Annotated in this window: 27 protein-coding genes; 15 read left to right on the top strand and 12 right to left on the bottom strand. The window is 72.4% G+C overall.

Going from position 1 to position 26,292, the window contains the following annotated elements; translation table 11 throughout:
* Positions 1-29 precede the first annotated feature (29 nt).
* Positions 30-1,433, top strand: coding sequence for an alpha/beta hydrolase (locus VA596_RS13490; protein ID WP_323326800.1), 1,404 nt, complete (start codon positions 30-32; stop codon positions 1,431-1,433).
* 3 nt (positions 1,434-1,436) lie between these two features.
* Here the strand turns inward: VA596_RS13490 and VA596_RS13485 are convergent, their stop codons facing one another.
* Complete coding sequence (locus VA596_RS13485; RefSeq protein ID WP_323326798.1) at positions 1,437-2,459, bottom strand: LLM class flavin-dependent oxidoreductase; 1,023 nt, start codon at positions 2,457-2,459, stop codon at positions 1,437-1,439.
* Between the two features lie 50 nt (positions 2,460-2,509).
* Entirely contained in the window at positions 2,510-3,088 is a 579-nt protein-coding gene (locus tag VA596_RS13480; RefSeq protein WP_323326796.1) for a TetR/AcrR family transcriptional regulator, read from the bottom strand.
* Between the two features lie 69 nt (positions 3,089-3,157).
* Between VA596_RS13480 and VA596_RS13475 the strand changes: the two genes are divergently transcribed.
* On the top strand, positions 3,158-4,075 hold the full coding sequence (locus tag VA596_RS13475) for an alpha/beta hydrolase (RefSeq protein ID WP_323326794.1): 918 nt from the start codon (positions 3,158-3,160) through the stop codon (positions 4,073-4,075).
* Positions 4,076-4,078: 3 nt separating this feature from the next.
* A complete protein-coding gene (locus tag VA596_RS13470) occupies positions 4,079-4,498 on the top strand; it encodes a hypothetical protein (RefSeq protein ID WP_323326792.1) in 420 nt (139 codons plus the stop codon).
* Between the two features lie 468 nt (positions 4,499-4,966).
* On the opposite strand, the gene VA596_RS13465 is transcribed toward VA596_RS13470, so the two are convergent.
* From VA596_RS13465 to VA596_RS13450, 4 genes are all read right to left on the bottom strand, one after another.
* The gene (locus VA596_RS13465; protein WP_323326790.1) at positions 4,967-5,635 is read right to left on the bottom strand and encodes a hypothetical protein; all 669 of its coding nucleotides are present in this window, start codon (positions 5,633-5,635) and stop codon (positions 4,967-4,969) included.
* 61 nt (positions 5,636-5,696) lie between these two features.
* A complete protein-coding gene (locus VA596_RS13460; protein ID WP_323327745.1) occupies positions 5,697-6,068 on the bottom strand; it encodes a hypothetical protein in 372 nt (123 codons plus the stop codon).
* Between the two features lie 65 nt (positions 6,069-6,133).
* Entirely contained in the window at positions 6,134-6,502 is a 369-nt protein-coding gene (locus tag VA596_RS13455; protein WP_323326788.1) for a roadblock/LC7 domain-containing protein, read from the bottom strand.
* A gap of 334 nt (positions 6,503-6,836) precedes the next feature.
* Positions 6,837-7,799: a GlxA family transcriptional regulator gene (locus tag VA596_RS13450; protein ID WP_323326786.1), complete on the bottom strand. Its 963-nt coding sequence runs from the start codon at positions 7,797-7,799 to the stop codon at positions 6,837-6,839.
* 71 nt (positions 7,800-7,870) lie between these two features.
* Between VA596_RS13450 and VA596_RS13445 the strand changes: the two genes are divergently transcribed.
* A complete protein-coding gene (locus VA596_RS13445; protein WP_323326784.1) occupies positions 7,871-8,458 on the top strand; it encodes an HD domain-containing protein in 588 nt (195 codons plus the stop codon).
* Between the two features lie 36 nt (positions 8,459-8,494).
* Here the strand turns inward: VA596_RS13445 and VA596_RS13440 are convergent, their stop codons facing one another.
* Positions 8,495-9,628 (bottom strand): FAD-dependent oxidoreductase, encoded by a 1,134-nt coding sequence (locus VA596_RS13440; protein ID WP_323326782.1) that lies wholly within the window; start codon positions 9,626-9,628, stop codon positions 8,495-8,497.
* Positions 9,629-9,700: 72 nt separating this feature from the next.
* On the opposite strand from VA596_RS13440, the gene VA596_RS13435 reads away from it, so the two are divergent.
* The gene (locus VA596_RS13435) at positions 9,701-10,390 is read left to right on the top strand and encodes a TetR/AcrR family transcriptional regulator (protein ID WP_323326780.1); all 690 of its coding nucleotides are present in this window, start codon (positions 9,701-9,703) and stop codon (positions 10,388-10,390) included.
* A gap of 21 nt (positions 10,391-10,411) precedes the next feature.
* On the opposite strand, the gene VA596_RS13430 is transcribed toward VA596_RS13435, so the two are convergent.
* Positions 10,412-11,311, bottom strand: coding sequence for an AraC family transcriptional regulator (locus VA596_RS13430; RefSeq protein WP_323326778.1), 900 nt, complete (start codon positions 11,309-11,311; stop codon positions 10,412-10,414).
* A gap of 70 nt (positions 11,312-11,381) precedes the next feature.
* Here VA596_RS13430 and VA596_RS13425 point away from each other — a divergent pair, with 70 nt between their 5' ends.
* The 6 genes from VA596_RS13425 to VA596_RS13400 all read left to right on the top strand — a co-directional run bounded on the left by VA596_RS13425 (position 11,382) and on the right by VA596_RS13400 (position 17,735).
* The gene (locus VA596_RS13425) at positions 11,382-12,779 is read left to right on the top strand and encodes an FAD-dependent oxidoreductase (RefSeq protein WP_323326776.1); all 1,398 of its coding nucleotides are present in this window, start codon (positions 11,382-11,384) and stop codon (positions 12,777-12,779) included.
* 57 nt (positions 12,780-12,836) lie between these two features.
* Positions 12,837-13,739 (top strand): helix-turn-helix transcriptional regulator, encoded by a 903-nt coding sequence (locus VA596_RS13420; protein WP_323326775.1) that lies wholly within the window; start codon positions 12,837-12,839, stop codon positions 13,737-13,739.
* A 61-nt stretch (positions 13,740-13,800) separates the two neighbouring features.
* On the top strand, positions 13,801-14,487 hold the full coding sequence (locus VA596_RS13415) for a hemerythrin domain-containing protein (protein ID WP_323326772.1): 687 nt from the start codon (positions 13,801-13,803) through the stop codon (positions 14,485-14,487).
* Positions 14,488-14,492: 5 nt separating this feature from the next.
* The gene (locus tag VA596_RS13410) at positions 14,493-15,356 is read left to right on the top strand and encodes an LLM class flavin-dependent oxidoreductase (protein ID WP_323326770.1); all 864 of its coding nucleotides are present in this window, start codon (positions 14,493-14,495) and stop codon (positions 15,354-15,356) included.
* A 332-nt stretch (positions 15,357-15,688) separates the two neighbouring features.
* Complete coding sequence (locus VA596_RS13405; protein ID WP_323326768.1) at positions 15,689-17,278, top strand: AMP-binding protein; 1,590 nt, start codon at positions 15,689-15,691, stop codon at positions 17,276-17,278.
* A gap of 67 nt (positions 17,279-17,345) precedes the next feature.
* Positions 17,346-17,735, top strand: a complete 390-nt coding sequence (locus VA596_RS13400) for a hypothetical protein (RefSeq protein ID WP_323326766.1) — start codon at positions 17,346-17,348, stop codon at positions 17,733-17,735.
* A 6-nt stretch (positions 17,736-17,741) separates the two neighbouring features.
* Here VA596_RS13400 and VA596_RS13395 read toward each other — a convergent pair whose 3' ends face one another.
* The 3 genes from VA596_RS13395 to VA596_RS13385 all read right to left on the bottom strand — a co-directional run bounded on the left by VA596_RS13395 (position 17,742) and on the right by VA596_RS13385 (position 19,849).
* Positions 17,742-18,593 (bottom strand): hypothetical protein, encoded by an 852-nt coding sequence (locus VA596_RS13395; RefSeq protein ID WP_323326764.1) that lies wholly within the window; start codon positions 18,591-18,593, stop codon positions 17,742-17,744.
* On the bottom strand, positions 18,590-19,180 hold the full coding sequence (locus VA596_RS13390) for a hypothetical protein (RefSeq protein WP_323326762.1): 591 nt from the start codon (positions 19,178-19,180) through the stop codon (positions 18,590-18,592). The genes VA596_RS13395 and VA596_RS13390 overlap by 4 nt, the downstream gene beginning before the upstream one ends.
* 63 nt (positions 19,181-19,243) lie before the next feature.
* Positions 19,244-19,849, bottom strand: coding sequence for an RNA polymerase sigma factor (locus VA596_RS13385; protein ID WP_323326759.1), 606 nt, complete (start codon positions 19,847-19,849; stop codon positions 19,244-19,246).
* A gap of 135 nt (positions 19,850-19,984) precedes the next feature.
* Here VA596_RS13385 and VA596_RS13380 point away from each other — a divergent pair, with 135 nt between their 5' ends.
* The 4 genes from VA596_RS13380 to VA596_RS13365 all read left to right on the top strand — a co-directional run bounded on the left by VA596_RS13380 (position 19,985) and on the right by VA596_RS13365 (position 25,380).
* Positions 19,985-22,759: an AfsR/SARP family transcriptional regulator gene (locus tag VA596_RS13380; protein WP_323326757.1), complete on the top strand. Its 2,775-nt coding sequence runs from the start codon at positions 19,985-19,987 to the stop codon at positions 22,757-22,759.
* Between the two features lie 20 nt (positions 22,760-22,779).
* On the top strand, positions 22,780-23,052 hold the full coding sequence (locus tag VA596_RS13375) for a hypothetical protein (protein WP_323326755.1): 273 nt from the start codon (positions 22,780-22,782) through the stop codon (positions 23,050-23,052).
* A 31-nt stretch (positions 23,053-23,083) separates the two neighbouring features.
* The gene (locus tag VA596_RS13370; RefSeq protein WP_323326754.1) at positions 23,084-24,913 is read left to right on the top strand and encodes a RiPP maturation radical SAM C-methyltransferase; all 1,830 of its coding nucleotides are present in this window, start codon (positions 23,084-23,086) and stop codon (positions 24,911-24,913) included.
* A gap of 65 nt (positions 24,914-24,978) precedes the next feature.
* Positions 24,979-25,380 (top strand): DUF6294 family protein, encoded by a 402-nt coding sequence (locus VA596_RS13365; RefSeq protein ID WP_323326751.1) that lies wholly within the window; start codon positions 24,979-24,981, stop codon positions 25,378-25,380.
* Positions 25,381-25,425: 45 nt separating this feature from the next.
* Here the strand turns inward: VA596_RS13365 and VA596_RS13360 are convergent, their stop codons facing one another.
* Entirely contained in the window at positions 25,426-26,247 is an 822-nt protein-coding gene (locus tag VA596_RS13360; protein WP_323326749.1) for a leishmanolysin-related zinc metalloendopeptidase, read from the bottom strand.
* Positions 26,248-26,292 lie beyond the last annotated feature (45 nt).

The raw sequence follows: 26,292 nt of genomic DNA, 5'->3' as shown, positions 1-26,292 counted from the left end.
GAAAGTCACCGGCGATACGGGGAGGGACCTTGCGGGTCTTCGGAGCGATCGTCGTGAGCGCACTCCTGCTGACCGGCACCACCCCGGCGCTGGCGGACGCGGGCTGGTCGCCGTCCCCGGTCACGTGGGGGGCCTGCCCCGGCGACCCGGACAACCCCGTTCCCCCGGACGGCGAGTGCACGACGCTGCGGGTGCCGCTGGACTGGGACCGGCCGCACGGGCCGTCGTTCGACCTCGCGGTGGCCCGGCACCGGGCGACCGACCCGGCGCACCGGATCGGCGTGCTGCTGGCCGACGCCGGCGGCCCCGGTTCGTGGGGCACGGAGTTCGCGCTGTCCCCCGGCTACTTCAGCCCGGAGATCCGGGCCCGGTTCGACGTCGTGGGCGTCGACCTGCGGGGCACCGGCCACAGCGCGTTCATCCGGTGTGAGGACCCGCCCGGCGCGCCAAGTGACGAGCCCGCCGACCAGGCGGAGTTCGCTGCCCTGCTGCGGTACACCCGGCAGGCGAACGCGGACTGCCGCGCGAGCAACCTGCCGGTGTTCGACCACGCCGACACCGGCGTCAACGCCCGGGACCTGGACGCCGTCCGCCGCGCGCTCGGCGAGCAGAAGATCAGCTTCCACGGCATCTCCTACGGCACGCTGCTCGGCCAGCAGTACGCGGAGAAGTTCGGCGACCACGTCCGCGCGATGGTGCTGGACAGCTCGATCGACCACAGCGTCGGCCTCACGCGGTTCGCCGGCGACCGGGCCACCGCGGCCGACGAGCTGTTCGGGCAGTTCACGGCGTGGTGCGCCTCGACGGCGTCGTGCGCGCTACACGGCCAGGACGTCCGGGCGGCCTGGGAGCGGGCGCTGGCCGCCGCCGACGCGATGCCGCTGGAGCACAACTGGTTGCGCGACTGGGTGTTCTCGGACATGTACGGCCCGAACTGGGACGACGCCGCGCACCTGATCGCCGACACCGCGGCCGGGCAGTCCCCGATGCGGGCCCAGTTCGAAGCGAACTACGGCTCGATCCGCCGCGCGGTCGTCTGCCAGGACTTCGACCTCCGCATCCGGAGTTTCGCGCAGTATTCGGCGATGCGGGCCGAAGAGCTGCGGCGCGGGCCGATCATGCGGGGCAGCCCGCTCAGCCACGGCGAAGCCACCGCGTGCCTGGGCATCCCCGGCCCGCCCGCGAACCCGCCGCACCGGCTGGACATCACGCGGGCGCCGCGGGTCCTGCTGGTGAACGCCCGCTACGACCCGGCGACCCCGTACGCCTGGGCGCAGGACATCCACCACCAGGCCCCGGCGAACACGACACTGCTGACGTACGAGGGTTCGGGCCACGGCGTCTACCAGCGCACGGCCTGCACCCGCGCGGCGGTGGACGCCTACCTGCTGACGGCCACCGCCCCTTGGCGCGACTTCGGCTGCCCCGCCTGAGCGTCAGCGCCAGCCCAGCGCCGGGGCGACGTCAGTCAGGATGCTCTCCAGCACGTGGGCGTTGTAGTCGACGCCCAGCTGGTTCGGGACGGTCAGCAGCAGGGTGTCCGCGGCCTGGATCGCCTCGTCCTCCTTGAGCTCCCGCACGAGTTCGTCCGGCTCGGCGGCGTACGAGCGCCCGAAGATGGCGCGGGTGTTCTCGTCGATCATGCCGACCTGGTCGCGGGAGTTGCGGTCGCGGCCGAAGTAGGCGCGGTCCAGGTCGTTCGTCAGCGCGAAGATGCTGCGGCTGACCGACACGCGCGGTTCCCGCTCGTGGCCGGCCTCCTTCCACGCCTCACGGTAAACCTCGATCTGCTTGCGCTGCTGGACGTGCAGCGGCTCGCCCGTCTCGTCGTCCTTGAGCGTGGAGCTCTGCAGGTTCATGCCCAGCTTCGCGGCCCAAATGGCCGTCGCGTTCGAGCTGGAACCCCACCAGATGCGCTCGCGCAGGCCCTCGGAGTGCGGCTCGAGCCGCAGCAGGCCCGGCGGGTTGGCGAACATCGGCCGCGGGTTCGGCTGGGCGAACCCGTCACCTTCGAGGAGCTTGAGGAAGACCTCGACGCGCTCCCGGGCCATGTCCGCGTCGGTCTCGCCGTCGGCGGGGGCGTACCCGAAGTAGCGCCAGCCCTCGATCACCTGCTCGGGGGATCCCCGGCTCACGCCGAGCTGCAGCCGGCCCCGCGAGATGAGGTCGGCGGCGCCCGCGTCCTCGACCATGTACAGCGGGTTCTCGTAGCGCATGTCGATCACGCCGGTGCCGATCTCGATCTTCGACGTCCGCGCGCCGATCGCCGAGAGCAGCGGGAACGGGCTGCCCGCCTGCCGCGCGAAGTGGTGCACGCGGAAGTAGGCGCCGTCGACGCCGAGCTCCTCGGCCGCGACCGCCAGGTCGATCGACTGGTGCAGGAAGTCCGCGGCGGACCGCGTCTCGGAGTGCGCGCTCGCCGACCAGTGGCCGAACGAGAGGAAGCCAATCTTCTTCACGCTCCGTCCAACGTCCGGAGGCCGGATTGATTCCCCGGTGTGATCAGGCCCTACACCGGACCGGTGCCGTCGGTGAAGTGGCGCAGGACCATCTCGGCCAGGGCCGCGATGTCGGCGTCGGCCATCGGGACGCCGGTCATGCCCATCCGGTGGAGCAGGGTCCCGACGACGACGTCGATGAAGAACAGGACGCGGCTCTCCGGCTCGCCGAGCGCGTCCTGGAGCGCGAGCCGGTAGGGGTCCTGCAGCCGGGCGGCCAGGATCGCGCGCAGAGCCGGGTCGCTGACCGCGTCGCTGAACACGCCCGCGAACGCGTCGCCCACGCCGGGCTCGCCGATCTTCGCCGCGATCCAGCGGATGGCCGACGCCATGAGCTCGGTGCGGCCGGCGCTCTCCAGCGGCAGCGGGCCGAACGCGTCGAGCAGGCAGTCGACGATCAGCTCGCCCTTCGACGGCCAGCGCCGGTAGACCGTCGTCTTGGCGACGCCGGCCGCGGCGGCGATGCGCTCGACGGTGGCCGCCGCGTAGCCCAGATCGTGGACCGTGCTCAGCGTGGCCGCGAAGACCACGGCGTTGACGCCGATGCGGGGACGCCCGGGCGGCCGGCCGGAGGTGGTCGCGGAAGTCATGGCCACACGATACCGAGTTTCGCTACGATAGGTATCGATACCTCAGGTAGCGAAACCAAGGAGAACGCCATGAGCGAGACCACCGCCGTCGCGCGCCCGCCGGAGCCGGACTGGCTGACGATCACCGCCGAGGAGCTCGTCGCCTATCGCGAGGCGGAGAACCGCGCCCGGGCTTCGGTCGCGGCGCGGGTGATCACCGGAGAGCCCGATCCCGGCGCCGAAATCGAGTGGCGCTCGCTGCCCGGCCGCGACCTGCCGGTGCGGGTGTACCGGCCGTCGGGCACCGGGCTCCCGCTCGTGGTCCACGTGCACGGCGGCGGTTTCGTGGGCACGGCCGTGCAGAGCGACTGGGTGAACAGTCACCTCGCCGCGCGGCTGCCCGCGGTCGTCGTCTCGGTCGAGCACCGACTCCTGGACCCGGGCACCCCACTCCCGGCGGCCGCCGACGACGGCTGGGACGTGCTGCGCCACGCCGGTGCCTGGGGTGCCGACCCGGCACGGACGGCCGTCTTCGGCGAGAGCTGCGGAGCGTTGATCTGCGCCCTGGCGGCAATCCGGGCCCGCGACGCCGGGGTGCGGCTGCGGGCGCAGGTGCTGGTGAACCCGGCCGTCGACGTCACCGGGACGTTCCTGGACTACGCCTCGGTCACCGAGTACGGCGACAGCCCGACGCTCACCGTGCCGCAGCTGAAGCTGTTCCAGCGGCTGGCCGTCCCGGCGGGGACCGACGGTCGCGCGCTTTCCCCGCTGTACGCCGAAAACCTGGGCGGTCTGGCGCCGGCGCTGGTGGTGGTGCCGACCCACGACCCGGTGGCCGACCACGGCCGCCGGTACGCGTCCCGGCTTCGCGACGCCGGGACGCGGGTGCAGCTGACCGAGTACCCCGGTGCCGGGCACGCCTTCCTCAGCATGCCGGGCGTGGCTCCGCAGGCCGAAGCCGCGCGGGCGGAGATCCTCGAGTTCCTCCGCACGTCGCTGGGAGCGTGAGAGATGAGGAAGCCGGCTGTCACGGCGATCTACGCGGGCCTCGCGCTCACCGTGGTCGCAACGATCGTCCCGTTCACGACCCGGCTGCTGGCCGACCACGTCCGGGCCGGTTATCCGGCCTACGGCCCGGCACAGGTCGACTCGGCGGTCACGACTTACCTGGTCCTGCTGTCGGTCGTCGGCGCGCTGGGCGTGGCCGCCTGGCTCGGCACGGCGTGGGCCGTCAAGGCGGGCAAGCGCTGGGCCCGCGCCGCAACGGCGGCGCTGTTCGTGCTCGGCACGGGCATCGGGCTGACAGGGCTGCTGATCACGGACACCTCCGGCGACCCCGGCCTGCCCCCGGCGCTGGCCTGGACGGGGCTGGCTCCTTGCCTGGCCGCGCTCGTGGCTGTGGTGCTGTTGGGGAGGCGGCGACCGGCGTGAAGACGGCCCGGCGGCCCACCTCGAAACTCGCACACAGTTCCGGGGTGGGCATCGCGCGACGGGTGCAGCTTCATCTAGATGCCCCTGATCCGCGCGATGCGGCCACCGCCGCGAAACCCACACGGCGCCGAGGCGGGCACCCACACGCCAACCACGACCGCGGTACCCCATGATCCGCGCGGTGCGGCGCCAGCAGAGCCACCGCCGCGGCGGCCTGCTGCGGCGATCCTGGCCGCAGCACAGCAGGAAAGCCGCAACCGACGCGACACAGCGGAACCACCCCCGCACCGAACTGCTGCCACGACCCCGGCCGCAGCACAGCAGGAAAGCCGCAACCGGCGCGACGGCGCCGATCCACCCCTGCGCTGACCTGCGGCGCCCAACCCGGCCGCCGACCTGCCGGGGAACCACGACGGTGCCCCGCCCCGGAACCCGCACACGGTTCGGGGGCGGGGCGCCACGCGCCGATCACGGGGGCAGCTCCACCTCGATGCCCATGATCCGCGCGGTGCGGCGCCGGCGGATCCACCGCCGGGCCGAGGTCACGTCGGGCAGGTCGTCGGCGAAGACCTTGCGCTGCGCGGGAGTCACCGCGCGCCAGCGCATGCCGAGTACCGGGCGGACCGGCGGGACCCAGCCCCTCGCCGACTCGTGGGCCTCGGCGACGCGGGTGTCGTAGTGGGCCACCGGGCGGTAGGCGAGCTCCAGGTCGATCAGCGGCTCGGTGCCGCCGCCGTAGTGGTGGCAGCGGAAGAGCATCCGCCCGACCTCGTCGAGCGCGATCTTCAGCGTCGTGGGCACCTGGTCCTGCCAGCGTCCCAGGTTCGGGGCGTTCACCGCACCGGCCGTCAGCTCGGCCGGCACGACGATCACGGCCCGGACCGCGGTTCCGGCGAGCTCGACGCGGATCCGGCGGCCGCCGGCGTCGGCGAAGAAGCGGGGCACCCGGCCGGCCATGCCGGTGCCCGACCACCGCCGCACCCACTGGTCGACCCCGCCGGGCGGGTGTTCGGCCAGCACGAACGTGAACTCGAGGTCCTCGCCGGCGAGGCTCATCCGCACCGGGAACAGCGACCCGATGTCGTCCATGAACGCCGAGCCGATGACGAGTGCGGCGCCGGATCCGCCTCCGGTCAACGCCGTCTCCTCCCCTGGCGGGTGGTCCGCACCCGCTGCCGTGCCGCGCTCGCGGCCGCCGTCACACCTGCAGGTCGGCTTCTATGCGCTTGAGGTAGTGGCGGGCCAGCGCCAGGTTCGCCCGGTCGCGGTCGAGCACGAGGTACAGGAACAGCTGGTTCCGGGACGACCCCCCGTTCATCAGCCGGATCAGGTGGTACTGGCGGTGCAGCGTGATGAGGATGTCCTCGATGGTGTCGTTGAGCGCCAGCGAGGACATGACGCGCAGTTTCGCCCGCACGACCTCGGTGTTGCCGGCCGCGGCGATGTCCAGGTCCAGCCATTCGCCGCCGCCGCTGGTGCCGAGCGACATCCCGCTTTCGTAGTCGACCAGCGCGACGCCGACCGCGCCGGCGATGGACATGGCTTCCTTCAGTGCGGTGTCGATGTTCATCATGTCGTCACTTCCTTCTGTGAAATGGTGGTCGGCGCCTTCGCGTTCCCGATGTGCGCCGGGCATCAGGCGGCCAGGATGGAGCTGATCCGCTCGATGACGGGACGGCACTCGAACAGCAGCCGCCCGACGTTGAGCCCCTTGTCCCCCAGGACGACCATCAGCGCCAGCCGGCCGATGGCGTAGACCGCCATGTAACCCTCGCTGCTGAACACCACGGTCTGGCTGAGCGTGCCCTGCCCCGTCACGTGCGCGGCCTGGCGCGCTATCCCGAGATCGGCGGCGGCGAGCGCGGAGATCTTCGCCGGATCGATGCCCTCGGCCGCGTCGGCGATGATCGGAATCCCGTCGACCGCGGCCAAGACGGTATCGGTCACCCCGGCGACGCTTTCCCGGAGGGTGCGCAGTTCACCAGCCAATGCGTCGAAGTCCAATGTTCATTCTTTCTGCTCCGGAAAGGCTCGGCGACAGGGCGCGGCGCCCGGCTCGAAATGGCCTGAAAATGGGCAGCCGACACGATGATCATCCATTCGGGTTGCTCTCTCGCCGGGAGACCTTACAGCTCCCGCTACTTTTCGCCTATCCGCGCCAGGCAAGCACTGCGAGGCTTACACGATCGAGTGAACAGCGTCGAGCGGCGTAACAACAATTAATCGACGGTTTCGACCACCGTCAATGAATCACGCCGACGACGATTCCCGCGTTTTCCCTTCCCGGTACGCAACGCGACGGGTGATTGCCTTGCTCCATTGAGCCGAATGGTGCCGGTCAGGAATTCCCCGACGGGCCGCCGTGCCGGAAAAGCGTCCGGTATTCCTGCGGCGACGTCCCGAGGTGCCGGTGGAACGCCGCCCGGACCGAAGACGGCGCGCCCAGCCCGGAAAGCCGGCCGATGCGCTCGACGGACGTCGTGGTCGTCTCCAGCAGTTCGCGCGCGCGGTCGATGCGCGCGTCGGCCAGCCAGGCCATCGGGGACGTGCCGGTCTCGTCGCGGAACCGGCGGATGAGCGTCCGGCGCGACACGAGGGCGCGCCGGGCGAGGACGTCGATGCTGAGGTCTTCCGCGAGGTGGGCCAGCATCCAGCTCCGCAGCGGCGCGAACCGGTCCCCGGTCGCTTCGGCGCGGTGCTGCTCGATGAACTGCGCCTGCCCGCCGGTGCGCCGCGGCGGGGCGACCAGGAACCGGGCGCGGCGGTTGGCGGCCGCGGGCCCCTGGTCGAGGCGGACCAGGTGCAGGCCGAGGTCGACGCCCGCGGTCACGCCGGCGGAGGTGAGGATGTCGCCGTCGTCGATGTAGAACCGGTCCGCCCGCACCTCGACGCGCGGGTACAGCCGGTGCAGCAGGTCGGCGTACTGCCAGTGCGTGGTCGCCGGGCGCCCGTCGAGCAGGCCGGCCGCGGCGAGGGCGAACGCGCCCGTGCAGATGGAGACGAGCCGGGCGCCGCGGGCGTGCGCCGCACGGAGCGCGTCCAGGACACCGGACGGCGGCGGGGTCGCGACGCCCTCGAAACCCGGGACGAGCACCGTGCCGGCGCCGGCCAGCCCTTCGAGGCCGGCCGTGGCGGTGGCGGTGAACCCGTCGCCCGGCACCGGCCCGGGGCCACCGTCGGTGCACACGGTCATCTCGTAGTAGGGATCCGTCGCGAAGATCTGCGCCGCGATGCCGAATTCGAGCGCCGGCACCCCGGGCAGGACGAGGACCGCCACCTGGTGCCGACTGTCCGTCGTCATGGCCCGATCATAGCGCCGGTTGGCGCTCGGGCCACTTCCGGCGGCCGCGGCCGGCTCCTACGGTCGTCGGCATGAACGACACACTCGCCCTGCCCGCCGGGCCGCTCGCCGAGGCGAGCCTCCGCCTGGCCCGGGAATCGGAAAGCGCCGCGATCGCCGACCACAGCGTCCGCAGCTTCCTGTTCGCCCGCCTGCTGGCCGGGCAGGACGGCAGCGTGCGCGACGCGGCCTACGACGAGGACCTGCTCTTCACCGCCTGCGTGCTGCACGACCTGGGCCTGGGCTCCCTCGCGACGGCCGAGGCCCGGTTCGAGGTGGAGGGCGCGGACCTGGCCGCGTCGGTGCTGACCGAGCACGGCGTCGCCGCGGCCGAGGTCGACCGCGTCTGGGAGGCGATCGCCCTGCACTCGTCCCTGGGCATCGCCGACCGCCGTGGCCTGCTGACTTCCTTGACCCACAAAGGAGTCTTCGTCGACGCCGGTCGTTTCACCGGCCTCGACGCCGCAGTGCTGGAGCCGGTCTACGCCGCGTACCCCCGGCCGGACGGCGAGCGCTGGATCGAGGACGCGATCGTCGAGCACGCCGCCCGGTCCGCCGCCGCGGCCCCGCCGTACTCCCTCGGCGCCGAACTGCTGCGCCAACGCCGAGGCGGCGCTTGACCGGTCAGAGCCACAGCACCCCGCGACTGCCAAGGCTTACGAGACCTGCTCCTGCCCGGTCAACAGGTTGATCAAGCTCTGGGGCGTCTTCTCGCCGAAGCAGATCTCGAAGTCGCGGGCCGCCTCCGCCCCCTCCTCCGCGCTGCGGGTGAAGAGCGCCTGCTCGTACTCCGCCAGCGCCGCCTCGGTGTCGTCCGGGTGGGCGGCGAGGAGCTTGCCGAGTTCCGCGCCGTCGTACATGGCCAGGTTGGCGCCTTCGCCGTTCGGGGGTGAGAGGTGGGCCGCGTCGCCGAGCAGGGTCACGCCCGGCAGGCGGTCCCAGCGGTGCCCGATCGGCAGGGTGTGGATCGGGCGCAGGACCGGCGGGGTCTCGCCGTCGGTGATCAGCGCCGTCAGCTCCGGGGTCCAGCCCTCGAACTCCCCCGCGATCCGCGCCGCGGCGACGGCCTGGTCGGTGAAGTCGATGTCGGCGAACCAGTCCAGCGGCTTCGACAGCACCACGTAGGTGTGCAGGTTCCCGCCGCTCTCCCGGTGCGCCTGGATCCCCTTCCCCGGCTCGGCCGACAGCAACGCCCCGCCGCCGACGGCCTTCGCGCTGTCGGGGTGCCGGGTGTCGCTGTCGAACAGGTAGGTCTCGACGAACGACGTGCCGACGTACTCGGGCACGGCGTCCGACAGCAGCGGGCGGACCCGGGACCACGCGCCGTCGGCGCCGACCAGCAGGCTCGCGACGACGGTGGTGCCGTCGGCGAAGGTGATCTCGTGGCCTCCGCCGTCGAGGGTGCGGACGCCGCTCACCTTGTGCCCCCACCGGACGGTGCCCTCCGGGAGCGAGTCGAGCAGGACGCGGCGCAGTTCGCCGCGTTGCACTTCGGGGCGGCTGCCGGTGCCGTCGTCGGGTTCGTCGAGCAGGACGGTCCCGTCCCGGGTCAGGACGCGGGTCGCCTCGCGGCCTTCCAGGATCAGGTTGCGGAACTCGGCCGTCAGGCCCGCGGCCTCGAGGGCGAGCTGCCCGTTGCGCTCGTGGATGTCCAGCATCCCGCCCTGCGTGCGGGCGGCCGGGGACGCCTCGGCCTCGTAGACCGTGGCCGGGATGCCGTGGACGTGCAGGACGCGAGCCAGGGTGAGGCCGCCGAGGCCGGCGCCGATGATCGTGACGTGGGTGTTCATGGTGACTCCTTCGGATTCTCTGGAATGTCGTTCCATCTTGGAACACCGTTCCAGATGTGTCAAACTGAAGGCATGCCATCTCCGACACACCGGGCCCAGCGGCGCACCGACGCACTCTCCCGCGAACGCATCGTCGAAGCCGCCGTCGAGCTGCTCGACACCGCGGGCGAGAGCGGGCTGACTTTCCGGGTGCTGACCGAGCGCCTCGCCACCGGCGCCGGGGCGATCTACTGGCACGTCGCGAACAAGGGCGAGCTGCTCGCCGCCGCGACCGACGCCGTCGTCGCGGCGGCCCTGGCGCCCGGCGGGTCCCAGGCCTCCCCGCAGGAGGAGATCCGCGCCGTCGCGCTCGGCCTGTTCGACGCGATCGACGACCACCCCTGGCTCGCCACCCAGCTCTCGGCGCAGTTCTCCCGCAGCCCCTGGGGAGCGGTGACCCCGCGGATCTTCGAGCGCATCGGCCGGCAGGTCAGCGCGCTGGACGTGCCCCAGGAGACGTGGTTCACCGCGACGTCCGCCCTGGTGCACTACATCCTCGGCGCCGCCGCCCAGAACGCCGCGAACGCGGTGAGCGCCCGCGAGCTCGACCCCAGCGTGGACCGCGCCGGGTTCCTCGACGCGGCGGCGACGGCTTGGGAAGAGCTGGATCCCGACGACTACCCGTTCACCAGGGCGGTCGCCGCCCAGATGCGGGTCCATGACGATCGCGAGCAGTTCCTCGGCGGGGTCGACCTCGTCCTCACCGGCATCATCACGCGGTGAAACGAGCCGCCGTGCAGGGCGTTATACAACCCTGAGCGCTTCCCGCCGGAACCGGCCGGGTGACGTGCCGAGCGCGGCGTGGAAAGCCTGCCCGAAAGCCGATTCCGAGCGGTAACCGACGTCGCTCGCCACCCGGCTGACGGAGTGGTCCGACCGGGTCAGCAGGTCGGCGGCCACCATCATCCGGATCGCCGTCACGAGGGTGGCCACCGTGGTGCCGGTGCGCGCGGTGAAGCGGCGTACGAACGTGGCCCGCGACATCGACGCGGCGGCGGCCAGGCGGTCGATCGTCCAGGCCTCACCCGGGTCGTCGACGATGCCGGCGATCACGCGGCCCAGGACGTCGTCGCCCATGGCGGTCCACAGCGCCGGCTCGCCGAGCCGCTGTTCCGGGCGGCTGCGCAGGGCCATCGCGAGCAGCGCGTCGCACAGCGCGGCCACGATGGCGCCCGTGCCGGGGCCGTCGACGCCGGCCTCGCCGCGCAGGACGCCGGCCAGCGTGCACGCGGGCGCGTCCAGCGAGACGTGCACCAGCGGCGGCAGCAGGCGGAACAGCAGCGCGCCCGCGCCCGGCTCGAAGCGGTAGTGGCCGCAGAACAGGTCCAGCTCGGGCTCGGCGCCGACCGTCCGGCGGGTCGGGAACACCGCCCCCGGCTCCTCTTCGAAGCGCCGCCGTCGCCCCGAAGCCGCCGACACGGTGTGCGCGCCGCCGTGCGGGAGCAGCACCATGTCCCCCGGCCCCAGCTCGACGCTCGTGGCGCCCGACGTCACCGTGCACCGGCCGTCGAGCACCAGGTGGAACGGCACCTCCCCCGGCGCGGCCGCCGGGTGGTCCAGTGCGAAACGCCCGGCGAGCAGGCAGCGCACGTCCACGCCGCCCTCGAGCCGGGCCAGCCGGACGAGCCGGCTCACGCCGTCCATGAGCCGATTCCGACGGAAGTCGAGCTGTTCATGCGTGGTCGTCTCTCCCGGCGCGGTGAATCCTGAGTGTATGGAGTACTTCGATCTGATCGTCATCGGGTTCGGCAAGGGCGGCAAGACGCTGGCCGCCACGATGGGACGGCTCGGCAAGCGGGTGGCCATGGTCGAGCAGTCCGCGCAGATGTACGGCGGCACGTGCATCAACATCGGCTGCGTCCCGACGAAGGCGCTCGTCCACCACGCCGAGCACCCCGGCGCCGGCAGCCCCGCCGAGCGCCACCGCAAGGCCGTCGACGACACCCGCGCGCTCACCACCACGTTGCGCGGCAAGAACTTCGCGAACCTCGACACGATCGACTCGGTCACGGTGATCACCGGCCGCGCGACGTTCCTGGACGCCAAGACCGTGCGGGTCACCGCCGGGGACGACGTGCTCGAACTCGGCGCCGAGACGATCGTGATCAACACCGGCGCCGTGCCGACGGTGCCGCCGATCCCGGGCCTGCGCGCCAGCGCGCGCCTGCTCACCAGCACCGATCTGATCGACCTCGACCACCTGCCGAAGCGGCTGGCGATCCTCGGCGGCGGGTACGTCGGCGTGGAGTTCGCGTCGATGTACGCCCAGTTCAGCAGCGCCGTCACCGTGCTCGACGCGGGCCCGCGGATCATGCCGCGCGAGGACGAGGACGTCGCCGAGGCGGCCACCGAGATCCTGCGCGGGGCCGGGGTCGAGTTCGTTCCCGGCGCCCATGTGACGGCCGTGCGCGACATCGAGAACGGCGTCGAGATCACCTACGAGGCCGGCGGCGAGACGCACACCCTGGCCGCCGACGAGGTGCTCGCGGCCACCGGCCGCACTCCCGCCACCGAGGGGCTCGGCCTCGAGCGGGCCGGCGTGCGCACGACGCCGTCAGGTGCCGTCGAGGTGGACGAGTTCCTGCGCACCAGCAGCCCGAACGTCTACGCGGTCGGCGACGTCAACGGCGGCCCGCAGTTCACCTACATCTCGCTCGACGACAGCCGCATCGTGACGGACCAGCTCACCGGCCGCGGGCGGCGGTCCACAGTGGACCGGAAGTTCGTGCCCTACACGGTGTTCATGAGCCCGGCGCTCTCCCGCGTCGGCCTCACCGAGCGCGAAGCCGTCGAGCGGGGACTGCCGGTGAAGGTCGTCGAGAAGGCCGTCGCGGACATCGCCGGGATGCCGCGGGCGAAGATCGTCGGTGAGACGCGCGGGCTGATGAAGTTCGTGGTCGACCGCGAGACCGACCTGATCCTGGGCGCCACGCTGCTGAGCGTCGACTCGCAGGAGCTGATCAACCTCGTCACGCTGGCGATGCGCCAGGGCACGACCGCGAGCGAGCTGCGCGACGCGATCTACACGCACCCGTCGTCGACCGAAGCGTTCAACGAGGTCTTGTCCACCGCGCCGCGTGAGACACATCGGGAGGGAAACGTACTCTCCTGATCACGCCGGTAAAATCGTTCCCGGAATGCGCTGAACGCACCGCCGGGGAGGAATCGGATGTTCGTGCGCACGTCGACGATCGAAACCGTGCCGCAGGACGAAGTCACCGTTTCCGCCTACCGGGACGCCGCGCTCGGGCCGATCACCATCGGCGAGGTCGCGTTCCGGGAGGAGCTGCGGCTCGAGACCGACGACGTCGGCACCGGGTTCTACGTCCACCTGCCGATCACCGGCCGGTTCGAGTCCCGGCACCGCGGGGTCGACATGATCGTCCACAGCCGGTCGTCGGCGGTGTACCTGCCCGGCGGCGGGGCGTTCACCGGGCGGTGGCCGGCCGGCTACCGCGCCCTCTGCGTGCGGATCGACCTGCCGGCCGTCGAGACCGCGCTGGCCCGCCTGGTCGGCGACCGCACGTCCGGCCGCGTCACCTTCGACCCGGTGATGAACACCCGGGACGGCCACGGCCGCAGCTGGGCCGACCTGCTGTTCTCCGTCAACCGGCAGCTCTCGCGCCCGGGCGGGCTGCTGTCCCAGCCGCTGGTCGCGGCGCCGCTGGCGGAGAGCCTGCTCAACGGTTTCGTGCTCGCGGCGTCGCACTCCCACGCCGCCGCGCTCGCAGGGCCGGTCGTCGCGGCGCGGCCGGCGTCGGTCCGCGCCGCCCTCGACGTCATCGAGTCGGACCCGCAGGCGCCGCTCACCCTGGCGGTCCTGGCGGAACGGTGCGGGGTCGGCCCGCGCACCCTGCAGAAGGGGTTCCAGCAGCACCTCGGGATGTCGCCGATGGAGTACGTCCGCGACGTCCGCCTGCGCCGCGCGCACGAGGAGCTGCGCGCCGCCGACCCGTCCGCCGCCTCGGTCGCCGACGTCGCCCGCCGCTGGGGCTTCACCCACCTCGGCCGGTTCGCCTCCGCGCACGAGGCGAAATACGGCCAGAAACCGCTGAGTACGCTTCGCGGATAACCGGATTCGCATCCTGGACAATTCCGTTACCGAGCGCTTTTCCCCTGTTAGAAAAGCGACCATGACCCACGAACCACTCGCCGACGTGCGCGACATGTACCTGGCGCACGTCATGTTCCGCCGGGAGATCGGCCTCGCCCCGGCGCTGATCCGCGGCGTCGCCGACGGAGACGTCGAACGCGCCGCGGTCGTCGCCGACCACGTCCGGCTCGTCGACACCGTCCTGCACCACCACCACGAAGCCGAGGACGAGCACCTGTGGCACCGCCTGGTCGAGCGGGCGGGCGCCGACGCCGAGCCCGTCGTGCGGACGATGACGGACCAGCACGGCGCCATCGACGAGCTGCTGGACGAGGTCCGCGCCGAGCTGACGTCGTGGCGCGACAGTGCCGACCCGGTGCGGGGCGAGGCGCTCGCGAAGACGGTGACCCTGCTGCACGAGCGGCTCGTCGAGCACCTCGCCGTCGAGGAGGAACAGGCCCTGCCGCTCATCGAGAAGCACATCACCGCCGCGGAATGGGGCCAGATGATCGCCGCCGGCGCGGCCGACGTCGCGCCGGAGCAGATGCCGCTGATCTTCGGGCTGATGGCCTACGAGGGTGAGCCCGGCACCGTCCGGGACGTCATCGCGTCGATGCCGCCCGAGGTCAGCTCGGTGATCGGCGACCTGGCCGCGCAGGCCTTCGCGGCGCACGCGGAACGGGTGCACGGCACGGCCACGCCCGAGCGCATCGGCGCGGCCCGGTGACCGCCGTGCGGTTCGGGGCCCTGCTGGAGCCGCCCGCGGAGCGCCCGCAGGACGTCGTCGGGCTGGCGGAGCTGATGGAGGAGCTCGGGTACGACGTCGTCACCCTGTCCGACCACCCGTACTGGCCGGAGCGGCTGGACACCCTCGCGCTGCTGTCGGCCATCGTGGCCCGGACGACGCGGATCACGGTGCTGCCCAACCTGCTCAACCTCCCGCTGCGCCCGCCGGCCGTGGTGGCCCGCACGGCGGCGACCCTCGACATCCTCAGCGGCGGCCGTTTCGAGCTGGGCCTCGGCACCGGCGCGCAGCAGATGTGGGACGCCGTCGTCGCGGAGGGCGGCCCGCGCCGCACCGCCGGCCAGTCGATCGAGGCGCTCGAGGAGGCCGTCCACGTCATCCGCGCGCTGTGGACGTCCAAGACCGACGTCGAATTCCAGGGCGAGCACTACCGGCTCGACGGCGCCAAGCCCGGCCCCGCGCCACTGCACGAGATGGGCATCTGGTTCGGCGCCTACCAGCCACGGCTGCTGCGCCTGACGGGAACCCTGGGCGACGGCTGGATCCCCAGCTCGCCGTTCTTCCCGCCGGAAGCTCTGCCCGCGGCCAACCAGATCATCGACGAAGCCGCGCTGGCCGCCGGCCGGTCGCCAGAGGATGTCCGCCGCGGGTACAACATCGAGGGCACCTTCGGCACCGGCACCGGGTTCCTGCAGGGGCCGCCCGCGGTGTGGGCCGAGCAGCTGGCCGAGGTGACGCTGAACCACCGCATCGACACGTACTTCCTGTACCGGGCGGAGTCGGCGGAGGTCCTGCGCCGCTTCGCCGCCGAGGTGGCACCGGCGGTGCGGGATTTGGTGGCCCAGGGCTGACCCGGGCCGACCGCTCGGCCGACCTCCGCGGCGATTCGCTGCGGAAGTCGCGCCGGCGGTTCCGGGACTCGTGGCTACGGCCTCACCTCACCGGCGAACCCGGACCGGCGACCGCCTGATCGCAGCCGTCTTTACCGGGGCCGGTCGGCCGAGGTTCTGAGCCCTTAGCCGCCGAGGTGGTCCCAGCGGTCCGGAACCCCTGGCTCGGGCCTGGCCCGATCTCGGCGCCGAACCAACACCAGCGGCCCGGGAGCGATCACCCGGTCGGTAACCGTGGTGAGATCGATGGCGACTCACCACTGCAGGCGGAACACCGATCCGAGGAGGCCACCATGGCGGACCTGGCCCACGCGCCCGCGGTGGACGTCGATGCGGTGCGGGAGCTGACCGTCGGGTCCCTGCTCCGCGAGGCCGTCGAGCGGGCCCCGGCCGCGCCGGCCCTGGTCGAGGGGGTGCCCGACCCGCGGGCGCGGCGACGGTGGTCGTACTCGGATCTGCTGACGGAAGCCGAAGAGGCAGCCCGGGCGCTGCTCGGCCGGTTTCAGCCGGGCGAGCGGGTGGCCGTGTGGGCCAACAACATCCCCGAGTGGGTGGTGCTGGAGCTGGCTGCCGCGCTCGCCGGGCTGACCCTCGTCACCGTGAACCCCGCGCTGCGGGAGGACGAGCTGCGGCACGTCCTGAGCCAGTCGCGCGCGACGGGGATCTTCCTGGTGGCGGACTACCGCGGCAACCCGATGGCGGAGACGCTCGACCGGCTGCGTCCCGATCTCCCCGGCCTGCGGGAGACGGTGCTTTTCGAGGACTGGCAAGCGTTTCGCGCGTCCGGCTCCCCCACCGAGGTGCTGCCCGCGGTGAGCCCGGACGACCCGGCGCAGATCCAGTACACCTCCGGCACGACCGGCACGCCCAAGGGTGCGGTGCTGCACCACCGCGGCATCACGAACAACGCGGTGCTGTCCTACGTGCGCACGCTGGACATGCGGCCCGGCGAGGCGTTCGTCAACCCGATGCCGCTCTTCCACACCGCCGGCTGCGTGCTGGCCACCCTGGCGCCGATCGCCTCGCAGGGCACCCAGGTCCTGCTGCCGTGGTTCGACCCCGGGCTGCAGCTGGACCTGATCGAAGCCGAACGCGGCGTGGTGTTCGGCGGCGTCCCCACCATGTTGCTGGCCCTGCTGGGCCACCCACGGTTCGCCGGGACCGACCTCTCGTCCGTCCGCTACGCCCTGGCCGGCGGCGCGACCGTCCCGCCCGATCTCGTCAGGCGCGTCGAGTCCGCGGTGGGGGTGCCGATGAGCATCGTCTTCGCGCAGACCGAGGCCTCCCCCGGCATCACCATGACCCGGCTCGACGACAGCCCGTCGCACCGGGCGGAAACGCTCGGAAAGCCGTTGCCCGCCTGCGAAATCAAGATCGTCGACCCCGCCGGCGGCGACGTGCGCGCCCGCGGCGAGGTCGGTGAGCTGTGCACCCGCGGCTACCACGTGATGCACGGCTACTTCGACCGGCCCGACCAGACGGCCGAGGCCATCGACCCGGCGGGCTGGCTGCACACCGGCGACCTCGCCACGATGGACGACGAGGGTTACCTCCGCATCGAAGGCCGCGTGAAGGAGATGATCATCCGCGGCGGCGAGAACATCTACCCCCGCGAGATCGAGTACGCCCTGCTGGCTCACCCGGCCGTGGCCGACGTCGCGGTGGTCGGCGTCCCGGACCCCGAGTGGGGCGAACAGGTGGCGGCCTTCGTCCGGCTGGCACCCGGCGAGACCGCGGACGAGGCGGAGCTCTTCGCCCACGTTCGCGAGAAGCTGGCGCCCCACAAGACACCCCGGATCTGGCGCTTCGTCACGGAGTTCCCACTGACGGGGTCCGGGAAGATCAAGAAGCACGAGCTTCGCGAGCAGCTCAACGACGGGTGACCCCCGATCGTGTCCGTTGACCGGCCGATCACGTTGTGTGATCACGGTGGCGGATGCGAGGTTTGCCGTGCGGGTGTTCCGAAAGGCGCTGCCGGTCGTCTCGGCGGCGAAAGTCAGCTGCACCAACGCCGACCGGTACATCACCTACCCCAGCACCACCCACGCCACCGCGGTGAAGTGGTCCGTGCGCGTCGACTGGTGCTACGACGGCAAGACCGTCAGCAACATCCGCCACTACGACTACATGAAGGAGGACGGTGGCGGCGTCGCCGACTACCAGGGCCTCATCCAGAACCAGCTGACCTACCCCGGGTCCGCGCACTACGAGGCGACCCTGGTGAAACAGGCGAAGATCGCGCTGTGCGTGTTCAAGATCGGCTGCTACCGCACCTACTACCCGCTCGAGCGGTTCGTCCTGGGCAACAACGGCAGTTACCGGATCGAACAGCAGAAGTGACGGGGCTCAGGGCCGGTCGTTCTGGAACTGGAACTGGACGCGCACCGAGCCGTCCAGGGGGACGATGAGCGTCGCGTCGCTGGCCGACCAGCGGTCCGGGACCAGGAACATCCGGTCCTTCCCGTGGATCAGCAGGCGCAGCCGGCGGTAGCGGTAGTGGAACGTCTGGCCCTCGGACGGTGGCAGCTTCGTCTCCTCGATGCCGGGGCTGCGCAGGAACAGGCTCTCCTTGGTGTCGAGGATGACGCTGGGCAGCTTGCCGAGGCGGGCCGCGTCGGACATCGCCGCGCCGCGGCCCGACCACTGCGCCACCGTGGCCGTCATCCAGAACACGCTCACGGCGATCACCAGGTAACCGAGGACGACCGCGCCGCGGTGGGCCGGCGGCCGCAGCCGGCGGCGGATCGCCGAGCCGTAGCGGACCAGGGTGGTGCCCGCCGCGATCAGCAGCGGGGTCACCAGCCCGTATAGCCGCCAGTCGCCCAGGAAGGCGTACCCGAAGAGCAGCAGCAGGCCGGCGGTCAGCGTGCCCAGGCCGATCCCCTGCGCAACCCGGCCCAGCCGGCGCATCGACGTCGTCCGGATCCGCTTCCGGACGACGGTGTGCACCGCGACCGAGCCGGCGCCGGCCGCGGCGAACACCAGCAGCGGGGTGAGCAGGGGCTGCGGGCTGCGCATGATGTACTCCTGCGTGCCCAGCCCGATCGTGTCGACGTCGACGCCAAAGTATTCGAACCGCGCGCGGGCGGAGACGTAACCGAAGTAGAACAGCACCGCGCTCAGCAACGTCAACGGCGGGATCGCCGTCTTGCCCGCTTCGAGGAAACGCTCGATCCGGCCCGGGGCCGGCGAAGTCACCCCGTCGCCGTGGTCTCCGTCGCCGTCGGATCCGGCTGCGTCAACGGGATCGATCCGGGACTCACCCGGCTTCGCAGGTCCTGGCACGAGCTTTCCTTCCCGGGGGCGCAGACCGCCTTGCCCTGGACCGTCAGCCGCGCGCCGCCGCCGGTGCCGCGCGCGGTGACCGCGACGGAACAGGTGTCGGCGCCCGCGCCGAAGGTGAACCCGGCGCACGCCTTCGGGTCCCCGCACTGCCCGCCCACGCTGAAGGCGCCGCGCGGCGTGACCTGGATGCCGGTGACCTCGACGCCGTCGTCCGGCAGCAGTTCCGGCTGCAGCCAGCTGACGGTCACGCACTGGTCGCGGGCGCTCGAGTCGTCGGCACCGCCGCCGATCGGCAGCTGCGGGATCGAGATCGCGACCCCGGCGTCGTCGGCGGTCCTCGGGGTCTCCGGGCCGGTCGGTTCGGCGCTCGGGGTGCCGGTGGTCGGGGGTACCTCGGTCGTGGACGTCTCCGTCCCACCACTGGACGGCGTCGAACAGCCGGCCACCCCGAAGGCGAGCACGGCGGCCAGCGCGGGACAACTCGATCGGAACAAGCTCATCGTGGTTCCTCCTCGGCCTGCGGAGTCGGGGCGAGAGCCCGGTGATACGCCGGAATCGCGGTATCACGCCGTGGCCCGCGCGCTCTGAGGGGTGTGTCCAGGGACGTCGTGCGGATCGCCGCCGAGCAGCGCCGCCACCGCCGGTGCGCGGCGGGCGCGGGCGAGGCAGCGCGCCCGCGACGGGCCGATCGAGCCGACCGGGATGCCCAGCGTCGCGCTGATCTCCCGGTAGGACCGCGGCGGATCGCACAGCAGCATCGCGAGCAGCCGCTGGTCGCGCGGCGGCAGCTGGGCGAACGCGTGACGGGCCGCGGCGCGGCGTTCCCCGGCGACCAGCGCGGCGTCGAAGTCCGGCTCGGCCGGGTCGTCGATCAGCGCGGCGTCGGTCGGGACCTGCCGGTTCCGGTGGCGCAGCAGCCGCAGGCACTCGTGCCGGGTGGTGGTGCTCAGCCAGCCCGGCAGCGCCTCCGCGTCGCGGATGTGCGCCAGGTGCGTCACCAGGTTCAGCCACACCGCACCGGCGACGTCCTCGGCGTCCGCGCCGGAGATCCGGTACTGGCGGCAGACGGCCGAAACCAGCGACGAATAACGGACGACGATATCCCGCCACGCCCATTCCGCACCCCGGGCGGCGTTTTCCAGCAATGGTGCCGGCGAATCGTGGTACATGACCCCTCCTCGAACTGTCTCGCTCCCGGGTTCACGGTTCCGCCACGACCTGGTCGCCGACCTTGCGGGAATCTTGCGGACGGAGCAGTATCGGTTCCGCCATTCGCGACGCGTCGGACACGGGAAGGCCGCCGCATGGAGTTCGTGCTGTTCGGGGAGGTGCAGCTCCGGGTGGCGGGGCGGCCCCTGGACATCGGAACGCCCCGGCAGCAGGCGGTGCTCGCGGTAGTGGCGGCGGAGGCGGGACGGCCCGTTTCCCTGGAAACGATCATCAATCGGGTCTGGGGCGACGATTCACCCCCCGAAGCACGCAACGTGTTGTATTCCCACATCAGCCGAATACGCCGGCTGTTCAAGGAGATCGCCGATTCCTCCGGCGAGATCGCGGAACTCCCCCGCCGCACGGCCGGTTACGTGCTGGAAATCGACCCGGACGACGTCGACCTGCTCCGCTTCGAGCGCTTGGTCGACCGCGGGAACGACCCACTGCTCTCCGACGCCGACCGGGTCGCGGCGCTGGCCGAAGCGGTTTTCGGCCGGCCGGGCGCCCCGTTGGCCGGCATCCAGGGTGACTGGGCCGATCAGGTACGCGCGACCTGGCACCGGCGCCGGCTGGACGCCGCGGTGCGCTGGGGCGAGCTGGAGCTGCGCCGGGCCCACCCGGACGCCGTGATCGACGTGCTGTCCGGCCTGGCCGGCGAATACCCGCTCGCCGAACCGCTGGAAGCCCTGCTGATGCGGGCCCTGCACGCCGCGGGGCGCCCGGCGGAGGCGCTCGACCGGTACGACGTCGTCCGCAAGCGGCTCGCCGAGGCGCTCGGCACCGATCCCGGCCCCGAGCTGCGCGCGCTGCACCGCGCGATGCTGCGGGACGAGCTGCCGGCCGCACCGCGCAGCGCGCCGGTGACCACGCCGGCCCAGCTGCCACCCGGCACCCCCGGTTTCGTGGGCCGGGAAACCGCGCTCCGCCACCTCGACTGGGTGAGCGACGAGCAGTTCCCGGCCACCCGGGTCGTCGTGCTGTCGGGCACCGCCGGCGTGGGCAAGACGGCGCTCGCCGTCCACTGGGCCCACACGGTCGCCGCCGGGTTCCCCGACGGCCAGCTGTACGTCAACCTGCGCGGGTTCGACCCGACCGGGTCACCGGTGGACCCGGCCGAGGCGCTGCGCGGGTTCCTCGAAGCACTCGACGTACCCGGCGGCCGGCTCCCCACCACGCTCGAAGCCCAAGCCGGCCGGTACCGGAGCCTGCTCGCACAGCGGCGCGTCCTGATCGTGCTGGACAACGCCCGCGACGCGGAGCAGGTCCGGCTGCTGCTGCCGGGCGCGCCGGGCAGCGTGGTCGTCGTGACCAGCCGGGACCGCCTGGCCGGCCTGGTCGTCGCGGGCGCGCACCCCCTCACCGTCGACCTGCTCGACGACGCCGAGGCCCGGGTGATGCTGCGACGGCGGATCGGCGCCGGCCGGGTCGCCGCCGAACCCGAGGCGGTCGACGAGATCATCGGCCTGTGCGCGCGTCTTCCGCTGGCCCTCGCGGTGGCCGCGGCCCGCGCCGCCACCCACCCCGCCTTCAGCCTGGCCGCGCTGGCCGGGCAGCTGCGGGACGCGCGCGATGTCCTCGACGAACTCTCCGGCACCGACCCGGCGACCGACGCCCGTGCCGTGTTCTCCTGGTCGTACCTGCGGCTGGACCCCGCCGCGGCCCGGCTGTTCCGGCTCTTCGGGCTGCACTCCGGGCCGGACGTCGGCACCCGGGCGGCGGCGAGCCTGGCCGGGGTGGCGGCCGGCAAGGCGCGGCAGATCCTGTCCGAGCTGGCGCACGCGCACCTGATCACCGAGCACGCCCCCGGCCGCTACACCGTGCACGACCTGCTGCGCGCCTACGCCACCGAGCTCGTCCAGGAGACGGAGTCCGCCGCCGAGCGGGAGGAAGCCGCCCACCGCGTGCTGGGCCACTACGCCCACACCGCCTACCACGCCGACGGGTTCCTCGACCCGCGGCTGGAGGTGCCACCCGAGCTGACGCCCCTGCCGGCCGGCGCCGAGTCCGAACGGATCACCGACCGGCGGCAGGCCGTCGCGTGGTTCGAGGCCGAACACCGGGTGCTGCTGCTGGCCGTCCACGCGGGCGCCGCGTTCGACACCCGTGCCTGGGACCTCGCCCGGTCGATGCAGCGTTTCCTTTCGATGCAAGGACTTTGGCACGACGAGCGCGACGTGCTGACGGTGGCGGCCGCCGCCGCGCGCCGCCTCGGTGACGAGCGCAAGCAGGCGTTCGCGCACCTGCACCTGGCGGGCACGCACGTCCGGTTCGGCCGGCACACCGAGGCCCACGACGATCTCCGGACGGCGCTGACCCTGTCCCGCGCGGCCGGCGACGTCGTCGGGCAGGCGTACGCGCACCGCCAGTTCGCCTGGCTGCTCGACCGGCAGGGGGCCGTCACGGACGCCCTCGCGCACGCCGAGCAGGCCCTGGAGCTGTTCCGCGCGGCCGAGCACCGGGCCGGGCAGGCGACGGCGCTCAACGCGGTCGGCTGGTTCCGCACGCTGCTCGGCGAGCACGAAGTGGCCATCGGCTTCTGTCAGCAGGCGCTCGACCTGCAGACGCAGCTGGCCGACCAGATGGGTGCGGCGCAGAGCTGGCACAGCATCGGCTACGCGCACAAGCAGCTCGGCGACCCCGGCCGCGCCCTCACCTGTTACGAGACGGGGCTGAACCTGGCCCACCGCAACGGAAACCTGATGACGGAAGCCCGGTTGCACATCGAGATCGCCAACCTCCACCAGGAACTCGGCGACGTCGATGCCGCCCGATCCGGCCGGCAGCGGGCCCACGACATCCTCGCGCACCTCGCCCACCCCGACGCGGACGAGGTGCGGACACGACTGTCCGAAGTAAACAGTGATTGATTCACGAGAGGGAGGAACCCATGCCCGAGATCAGCAACCTGGAACTCGACGACTTCTGCGGCAGGCTCGCGGAGTTCAAGGAGTCGCTGCAGCCGGCGCAGCAGGAGTTGCTGGACAAGATCCTCAAGTTCGCCTGGAACGCGACCAAGTGCGAGGCCCACATCGCCGACGGGTTCGCCGGATCCTTCACGCCGGAGCAGGCCTCGTTGCTCCTGGACTATCCAGCCGATGCCGATGCCGATGCGCCCGCGGTGCACCTGGTTCCCCGGATGATCAAGGGTTTCATCAGGTGAACTGCCGCGTGAGAGCGGCGGGTTCACGACCATGACCGAGCCGGTCGTGCTCGTGTCCATGCCGTTCCTGGAGGTCGACCGGCCGTCCATCCAGCTCGGGCTGCTCAAGGCGATCGCCGAACAGCACGGGTTCCCGGCGCGGACCCTGCACCTGAACCTCGACTTCGCCGTCCGGATCGGCCTGGACTACTACCGATCGCTGGCCGAGCACCGCGGCCGGCAGATCGGCGACTGGCTGTTCTCGGTCGCGGCGTTCGGCGAGGCCGCGCCGGATCCGGACGGCAAGCTGCTCGACGAGATCGGGGCGGGACTGTCCTACCTGGACGGTCCCGCCGAGCCCGCGGCGGCGCGGCTGCTGGGTACGCGGGAGCGGGACGTTCCCGCGTACCTCGACGCCGTCGCCGGGGAGTTCGCCGGGATCCGGGTGGCCTGCTTCAGCTCGACGTTCCAGCAGAACACGGCGTCGTTCGCGCTCGCGCGCCTGCTGAAGGAGCGCTACCCCGGCATCGTCACCGTGTTCGGCGGCGCCAACTTCGACGGCGACATGGGCCTGGAGCTGGTGCGGACCGTGGACTGCATCGACTTCGCCGTCCTCGGCGAGGGCGACGTCGCGTTCCCGCGCCTGCTGGACGCGCTCGCGCGGGGCACGGACCCCGGCGGGATTCCCGGCGTCGCCCGGCGCGTCGGAAACGACGTCGTCGCGACGCCGCCCGAGCCGCCGTACAGCCGGCTCGACGACCTGCCCGTACCGGACTACGGCGAGTACTTCGCCCGGGCCGCGCGGCTCGGGCTGCCCGCCGACGACGTCACGATCCCGTTCGAGTCGGCCCGGGGCTGCTGGTGGGGCGCCAAGCACCACTGCACGTTCTGCGGGCTCAACGGGACCACCATGCGGTTCCGCGCCAAGTCGCCCGCCAAGGTGCTCGGCGAGCTCGACCGGCAGGCACGGCGGTACGGCACCTTCCGGTTCGACGCCGTCGACAACATCCTCGAGCCGAGCTACCTGAAGGAGCTGTTCCCGGCGATGACCGAGGGGACCCGGGACTACCGGATCTTCTACGAGGTCAAGGCGAACCTGACCCGGGCGCAGCTGAAGGTGCTCGCCCGGGCGGGGGTCGACCGGCTGCAGCCGGGCCTCGAGTCGCTCAGCTCGGAGGTGCTCCGGCTGATGGACAAGGGGGTCCGGGCCGCGCAGAACGTCAACCTGCTGCGCTGGGCCGGGTACTACGGGATCTCCGTCGGCTGGAACATCCTCTGGGGCTTCCCCGGCGAGACCGCCGGGGCCTACGCGGCGCAGGCGGCGGTCGTCCCGGACCTGGTGCACCTCCAGCCGCCGGCCGGCGCGGACCGGGTGTGGCTGGAGCGGTTCAGCCCGCTGTTCACCCAGCCGGCCCGGTTCCCGCTGCGGCGGCGCGAACCCGAACCGAGCTACCGGCACGTCTACCCGTCCACAGTGGACCTCGACCGGGTCGCCTACTTTTTCGACTACGAAACGGAAGCCGCCCTCGACCCGGACGTCTACACCCCGCTGGCCGACGCCGTGTCCGCGTGGACGACGGCGTGGGAGGCGGGCCCGCGGCCGTTACTCGTCTACCGGTCCGCGCCCGGCTTCCTGCGGATCCACGACGGCCGGCAGCCGGACCGCGCCGGCGTCCACACCTTCCGCGACCCGCTCGCCCGCATCTACCTCGCCTGCACCGAACGGCCCCGCACCGCCGCGGCCGTGCACCGCGAACTCGGGCTCACCGCACCGGTCGCGCAGGTCGAGGACGTCTTCCGCGAGTTCGCGGCGCGCGGGCTGATGTTCCTCGACGAAAACCTGGCGCTGTCGCTGGCCCTGCCCGCCACGCGGGGCCGGTGACGCGTATCAACGCCGGGTTCCGCTCCTCTGTCCGGCGGGGGGTGGACGAGCAGAAAGGCCGTGTCATGGATCCGTCGGCCATCATGGTGGCGGCGAACGCCGCCGCGCGGCGCCTCACCGGCTGGACCCCGTGGGAGTTCACCTGGGGGCCGATCAGGAAGGGGACCTGCACGATGGCCGCGGGCGCCCGGTGGACCCTCTTCCCCAACGGGACGGCCGTCTTCGACGGCACGGTGTCCAGTGTGGACGACGACGCCGCGTGGGTGATCTGGCACGTCGACCTGCTGGACGCCGGCTGGGCCGTGCTGGGCTCGCTGGCCACCGAGCACCCCGTCGGGGGCGACTGGCGCAAGTTCGTGCGGACCATGCCGAGCGGCGCGGAACCCTACCGGTTCCGCGCCTGGGCGAGCTTCGAGCCGGACCTGTGGGACGACATCGCCCACTTGAAGATGTACTCGAGCTGCTGAAAAGGGGCCGGTTCCCGCGGTGCGAGAACCGGCCACGATGGTGGTTCAGGCTCGCGGCAGCTCGGTCGGCACCGGCGTCACCGCGAACGCGTGGACGGCCAGGCGGGCCGCCGGCGCGGGGACCGCTGGCAGCTCGTAGGCGTCGGCCGCGTCGACGTCGACCTGGTAGCCGAGGTCGCCGAGCGAGGCGGCGGTGACCCGGCTCAGCGGGTTCGGCGCCCGGTTGACGAAGCCGGTCATCAGCTCGCTGCCGAAGGTGCGGTCGCGCCAGTGCACATCCGCGGTGCCCGGCCCGCCGGTGTTCTCCACCGGCACCCGCACCGGGTCGCCCGAGCCGCCGCGCAGCTTGTGGTACTCGGCCATCGCGCCCGGCCCGGCGAACGTGGGGTCGGTGGTGCCCTTGCCGACCAGCAGGCCCTTGGCCGCCCAGCGCGAGCCGACGCCGAGGACGTGGCCCATCTCGTGGGTGATCACGTCCCCGAGGATGCCCTCGGCCTCCATCTTGGCCAGGTCGACCTGGTCGAACGTCATCTCGCCGCGGGCCGGCAGCAGCGCCGAGGGCTCGGGCCCCGCGGCCCGCACGTGGGTGACGAGCGCCTGGCCGAGGATGTGCCCCTCGCCGTCGATGTCGGCACCCTTCGCCACGATCAGGACGTCGTCGATCAGCTCGCCCTCGACCACGACCGACGGCAGGTCACCGACGATCACCGTGGCCCACCGGTCCGCGGCCGCGGCGAAGGCGTCCTGCTGCGACGGCGTCAGGCCGCCGGCGAACCGGACGGTGATGGTGAACGGCGACGTGGTGCCGGTCAGCAGCAACGCGCGTTCGGCGTCGGCTCGGGCGTGGTAGATCTCGTGGTCCGGCATGGCGGTTCCCTTCCCTCGGTGGTCGTACCGGGTCGGATCCCGGAA

The sequence above is a fragment of the Amycolatopsis heterodermiae genome, from assembly GCF_034929455.1.
Taxonomy (GTDB): Bacteria; Actinomycetota; Actinomycetes; order Mycobacteriales; family Pseudonocardiaceae; genus Amycolatopsis; species Amycolatopsis heterodermiae.
This window is presented reverse-complemented; position numbering and strand designations above follow the sequence as displayed.

Excerpts from the sequence above, each read along its gene's own strand:
- VA596_RS13480 (WP_323326796.1), bottom strand. The coding sequence starts at position 3,088 with ATGACTTCCGCGACCACCTCCGGCCGGCCGCCCGGGCGTCCCCGCATC.
- VA596_RS13475 (WP_323326794.1), top strand. The coding sequence starts at position 3,158 with ATGAGCGAGACCACCGCCGTCGCGCGCCCGCCGGAGCCGGACTGGCTG.
- VA596_RS13470 (WP_323326792.1), top strand. The coding sequence starts at position 4,079 with ATGAGGAAGCCGGCTGTCACGGCGATCTACGCGGGCCTCGCGCTCACC.
- VA596_RS13460 (WP_323327745.1), bottom strand. The coding sequence starts at position 6,068 with ATGAACATCGACACCGCACTGAAGGAAGCCATGTCCATCGCCGGCGCG.
- VA596_RS13450 (WP_323326786.1), bottom strand. The coding sequence starts at position 7,799 with ATGACGACGGACAGTCGGCACCAGGTGGCGGTCCTCGTCCTGCCCGGG.
- VA596_RS13445 (WP_323326784.1), top strand. The coding sequence starts at position 7,871 with ATGAACGACACACTCGCCCTGCCCGCCGGGCCGCTCGCCGAGGCGAGC.
- VA596_RS13440 (WP_323326782.1), bottom strand. The coding sequence starts at position 9,628 with ATGAACACCCACGTCACGATCATCGGCGCCGGCCTCGGCGGCCTCACC.
- VA596_RS13435 (WP_323326780.1), top strand. The coding sequence starts at position 9,701 with ATGCCATCTCCGACACACCGGGCCCAGCGGCGCACCGACGCACTCTCC.
- VA596_RS13430 (WP_323326778.1), bottom strand. The coding sequence starts at position 11,311 with ATGGACGGCGTGAGCCGGCTCGTCCGGCTGGCCCGGCTCGAGGGCGGC.
- VA596_RS13425 (WP_323326776.1), top strand. The coding sequence starts at position 11,382 with ATGGAGTACTTCGATCTGATCGTCATCGGGTTCGGCAAGGGCGGCAAG.
- VA596_RS13420 (WP_323326775.1), top strand. The coding sequence starts at position 12,837 with ATGTTCGTGCGCACGTCGACGATCGAAACCGTGCCGCAGGACGAAGTC.
- VA596_RS13415 (WP_323326772.1), top strand. The coding sequence starts at position 13,801 with ATGACCCACGAACCACTCGCCGACGTGCGCGACATGTACCTGGCGCAC.
- VA596_RS13405 (WP_323326768.1), top strand. The coding sequence starts at position 15,689 with ATGGCGGACCTGGCCCACGCGCCCGCGGTGGACGTCGATGCGGTGCGG.
- VA596_RS13390 (WP_323326762.1), bottom strand. The coding sequence starts at position 19,180 with ATGAGCTTGTTCCGATCGAGTTGTCCCGCGCTGGCCGCCGTGCTCGCC.
- VA596_RS13385 (WP_323326759.1), bottom strand. The coding sequence starts at position 19,849 with ATGTACCACGATTCGCCGGCACCATTGCTGGAAAACGCCGCCCGGGGT.
- VA596_RS13380 (WP_323326757.1), top strand. The coding sequence starts at position 19,985 with ATGGAGTTCGTGCTGTTCGGGGAGGTGCAGCTCCGGGTGGCGGGGCGG.
- VA596_RS13375 (WP_323326755.1), top strand. The coding sequence starts at position 22,780 with ATGCCCGAGATCAGCAACCTGGAACTCGACGACTTCTGCGGCAGGCTC.
- VA596_RS13370 (WP_323326754.1), top strand. The coding sequence starts at position 23,084 with ATGACCGAGCCGGTCGTGCTCGTGTCCATGCCGTTCCTGGAGGTCGAC.
- VA596_RS13365 (WP_323326751.1), top strand. The coding sequence starts at position 24,979 with ATGGATCCGTCGGCCATCATGGTGGCGGCGAACGCCGCCGCGCGGCGC.
- VA596_RS13360 (WP_323326749.1), bottom strand. The coding sequence starts at position 26,247 with ATGCCGGACCACGAGATCTACCACGCCCGAGCCGACGCCGAACGCGCG.